The organism is Enterobacter cloacae complex sp. P12RS, assembly GCF_014895875.1.
GTDB classification, from domain to species: domain Bacteria; phylum Pseudomonadota; class Gammaproteobacteria; order Enterobacterales; family Enterobacteriaceae; genus Enterobacter; species Enterobacter bugandensis.
This window is the reverse complement of record NZ_JADBQO010000078.1, coordinates 1-3,304: the sequence shown is the minus strand read 5'-3', so window position 1 is coordinate 3,304 and position 3,304 is coordinate 1. Positions and strand designations below refer to the sequence as shown.

General features: G+C 43.5%; 6 protein-coding genes and 1 pseudogene. 2 read left to right on the top strand and 5 right to left on the bottom strand.

Going from position 1 to position 3,304, the window contains the following annotated elements:
- Together IM284_RS23540 and IM284_RS22815 are read left to right on the top strand one after the other, a co-directional pair.
- Positions 1-354, top strand: a 354-nt coding sequence (locus tag IM284_RS23540) for a hypothetical protein (RefSeq protein WP_226838952.1), incomplete at its 5' end; no start/stop codon positions are given.
- A 4-nt stretch (positions 355-358) separates the two neighbouring features.
- Positions 359-1,243 (top strand): DUF4868 domain-containing protein, encoded by an 885-nt coding sequence (locus IM284_RS22815; RefSeq protein ID WP_193055958.1) that lies wholly within the window; start codon positions 359-361, stop codon positions 1,241-1,243.
- Positions 1,244-1,269: 26 nt separating this feature from the next.
- Here the strand turns inward: IM284_RS22815 and IM284_RS22810 are convergent, their stop codons facing one another.
- The 5 genes and pseudogenes from IM284_RS22810 to IM284_RS22790 form a co-directional block, all read right to left on the bottom strand.
- Positions 1,270-1,620, bottom strand: coding sequence for an antiterminator Q family protein (locus tag IM284_RS22810; protein WP_193055957.1), 351 nt, complete (start codon positions 1,618-1,620; stop codon positions 1,270-1,272).
- Positions 1,613-1,981, bottom strand: coding sequence for a RusA family crossover junction endodeoxyribonuclease (locus tag IM284_RS22805; RefSeq protein ID WP_193055956.1), 369 nt, complete (start codon positions 1,979-1,981; stop codon positions 1,613-1,615). The genes IM284_RS22810 and IM284_RS22805 overlap by 8 nt, the downstream gene beginning before the upstream one ends.
- The gene (locus IM284_RS22800) at positions 1,974-2,267 is read right to left on the bottom strand and encodes a Ref family recombination enhancement nuclease (protein WP_044865508.1); all 294 of its coding nucleotides are present in this window, start codon (positions 2,265-2,267) and stop codon (positions 1,974-1,976) included. The genes IM284_RS22805 and IM284_RS22800 overlap by 8 nt, the downstream gene beginning before the upstream one ends.
- Before the next feature lie 144 nt (positions 2,268-2,411).
- Positions 2,412-2,630 carry a hypothetical protein gene (locus tag IM284_RS22795; RefSeq protein WP_149366350.1) on the bottom strand — a complete coding sequence of 73 codons (219 nt, stop codon included), beginning with the start codon at positions 2,628-2,630 and terminating at the stop codon, positions 2,412-2,414.
- 175 nt (positions 2,631-2,805) lie between these two features.
- A pseudogene (locus IM284_RS22790) lies at positions 2,806-3,129 on the bottom strand (hypothetical protein).
- Between the last annotated feature and the right edge of the window lie 175 nt (positions 3,130-3,304).

Genomic DNA, 3,304 nt, shown 5'->3' with positions numbered 1-3,304 from the left:
GAATGGAAATTAGAAGTATTAACTAAAAACATTAATTCTTTATCTCCTGCTAATAAAGAGGTTACTAATTATTTTTTGAGTTATCTTTTCCCACTTTTAGGGACTGATTCCATTGCCGAAAATAAATCATATGCAGTATTTTTTTACATTTCACTTCTTTTTTACATTTGTTTCTCAGAAAACTACAATTTTAACCCAGTCTTATCATTGCATGGGTACAAATTTTACGAAGCCGAAGATGATACAGGTGTAGGATTCGTTTTAATATCTAAATCGGTAATTACTGACATCCAAAACATTTCTTTTAATGTCGTGCAGTTAACTGACTACACATATCTACATGTAGAAGGATAGCAATATGGCTCTTTTTGCTTTAATGGACAACTCAATAGCTACAAAGATAATGAGGGTTGAATTAGACAAACCCGCAAGCACGGCCGTGAAGACCATTTTCCAGCAACAGAAACTTCATTTTGAATCCCATCACAGTACTGTTATCCCATTTTATGCAGGATATACTCCTCGTTATGATGAATGCTTTGAAGTGCAGAATTTTGCAGCGGCTTCATCACTCATTGATGCAGTTAAAAGACCAACAGCCATACCGATTTGGGATCCTAGCGTTATAGACATAACTAATATTAAAGCACTATTTGTCGGTGTTGATGCGCCAGCTAATCCAAACATAATTGCTTTGCAAACCTTCAATAAAAAGCAAATATTAGATACATCAAAATCCTTTTTAGGGGCTTTAGTAGGTAAAAAGACCACTTTTAGTAAAGCTGTTAGTACTGGGTTTAACGTGGATGATAAACTTGTTGCTATAATTAACACTGACCATATTTTCTTTAAAAGTTTCTTTGTCTTACGAAGTGTTTTTGACATGACTTCATACTTCGAAGCTGCCACTGACCAGCAACTGGATACCTTTTCACAATTACCTGTGTTTTCCACCCAGCAAGGATTCGATCTTAAAATCGTTGCCGACACAGTTATCAGAAACAAAGTTACATTAATAAATCAAACAGGATTACTTACCCCACAGAACCTGCCACTATTCAAAGCTGAAGCTCAAAAAGTCAACTTCCCGCTTCAAACTACAATAAATGGAGGGGTTGAGACAATAACAATGCCAATACTAAAAAAAGAGATTAAAGCACTCCTCGACTTTATCGAGGAGGATATATGGATTTCAGGTATTAGTGGCCGTAGGTTTAAATCAAGTTCGAAAAGGCCAATTTAATCGCTCACCAATTGACATTTTCAAAATCATTTATCAGAGAGTATGCAAACAAGCCCCTCGATAAAACCTAGCGCTGTTTGCATCTCTTTTCTGATTGTCCCATCCGAACACTTTCTCTTTCTTGCAATTTTTCTCAAGGAAATACCAAGTAAAAAATGTGCGATAATCAGCTCATATTCATGAGATTTATGCTTCTTCAGGCGTGCAAGACAACCATCAATCATGATCCCTTCATCATCATCACATTGCAGGCGTGATTTCTTACCGTGCGGAAGTAAACCTTTAAAACCAGCGGCTATTGGTTGCCAGTCTACTCCACTGCTATCAGCTGCAGCCCAAGCTCCCCAGCGATCCATTACCTCGTACATGTCACGCATTTTTCTCTCCAATGTTTTCGATAATTATCATTCCGGTTTCGCCCCATACTTTTGATGTCCGGGCGTCCCAAATGTGGGAGTCATCCTCAAACAAGGCGTCCAGCAGCGATTTTGTTAAGTTGTCCAGGTCGGGTTTTTGCTGATGGGGTTGTCCGTCCAGAGCTGCGCGTTTTTTCTTGCTCCAGCTCGTCGGCATCGGCAAAACGAAAGTGATATGGGCGCCGTTCTCCGGCATCTGGATTCCATGAAGGCGGGCTTCATCGCAAAACATGCGATAGCGCATCACCGGCGGACGCTGCTTCCACTTATCAGCGCGGGTCATGCGGGGTTTTCCGACAGGAGTGATGAGGTATTTAGGCATAGAACACTCCCAGCTCTAACTGGACCTGCTCCAGCAGCTGCAACTCGGTTCCGAAGTTTTTCTCCCATTGCTTACGGCCAGCATGAATGGCTACACCATAACCGCCGTTGCGATGGTGCATATGGCACAGAGGAATTGATTTCCGATGGTCAGCGCGCTGGCTTGCGCCCTGCCCGGTTCGGATGTGGTGGATTTCCGCAGGCGTTTCGCCCAGGTTCTGATTTCTGCACACGATGCAGCCCAATGCGGCCACACGCGAAAGATGGAGGCTATCTGCTTTCTTCATGCTGGACCACCAGCATAAGCAGAAACACCGCACATAGAAGGGCGGTGAGAATTGTTTAGGGTAATGCTCTGCGCCATTTTGATTCCTCAGGTTGGCGCAGTAATCAGAGGGTGTTCAGCCCGTTTGATTATTATAAATCAACACCTACTGCTTGAGAACCTTAAGTGCTTCTGGCAGGGAGTTCAAGTTGATAATCCGATCTTCATCGTCCAGAATCTGGGCTGAAAGCCCGCCTCCTTCCCGGCGAATCAATGTGCGCAATGCCTTGCTGGTAACCAGGTAGTCTGTTATTTCACCATCAGTAAGACATAAAACAAGCATTCCGTCTTTGGTGAGACCGGCAGCAAATTCATTCAATTTCATGGGCAATTCCCTAAAAATGGATTTCCCCTTGCGGGGGCGGTCCTTTTCTCCCTGTAAACTGATTTCATAAAGGTTTCCGCTAACCAGATGTCTAATAGGTTAGATAGATCAATTAATTGGAATTGACCTGTCTAACCGATCTGCTTTCAAGCTACAGAAAACAGATCCAGCCTTTTTAAATCACCGGCCGATTGTCGGTATCTGTCACATGATTTAGGAGGTTCGTTACCACACCCATTACGGTTGCATCGTCCAGCGCATCGCCCTCGATAGCCTCTCCATCCTGAGTGATCAGCGCCTTCCCCTAGACTTTTGCGAAGTCCAAACTGCCGCAGAACGAAATCAGGACGGTATCACCCACTTCCGGATTTCTGGCGACGTTTATGATCGCGTACCCGGCTGATGTTTCGATGGTGCGGCTGTTGCCGTCATAGCCGCAAAGGCTGGTGATAGTGAGCGTCTGTTCTGCGTAGTCAGCTGCTGGTGATGGAAAACCCATGATAACCACCCCTGATAATTAACTGTATATTTATACAGTAACACCAAAAAAATGAGGGTCAAGATTTTGGGCGTAAAAAAACCACCGGAGCGGGAAAGTGATTAATTAACAATCAATTCCTCTCATGACCAGCACCACCAGCAGGTTTAAAACAACTAGCCATACTGCCCCTAAT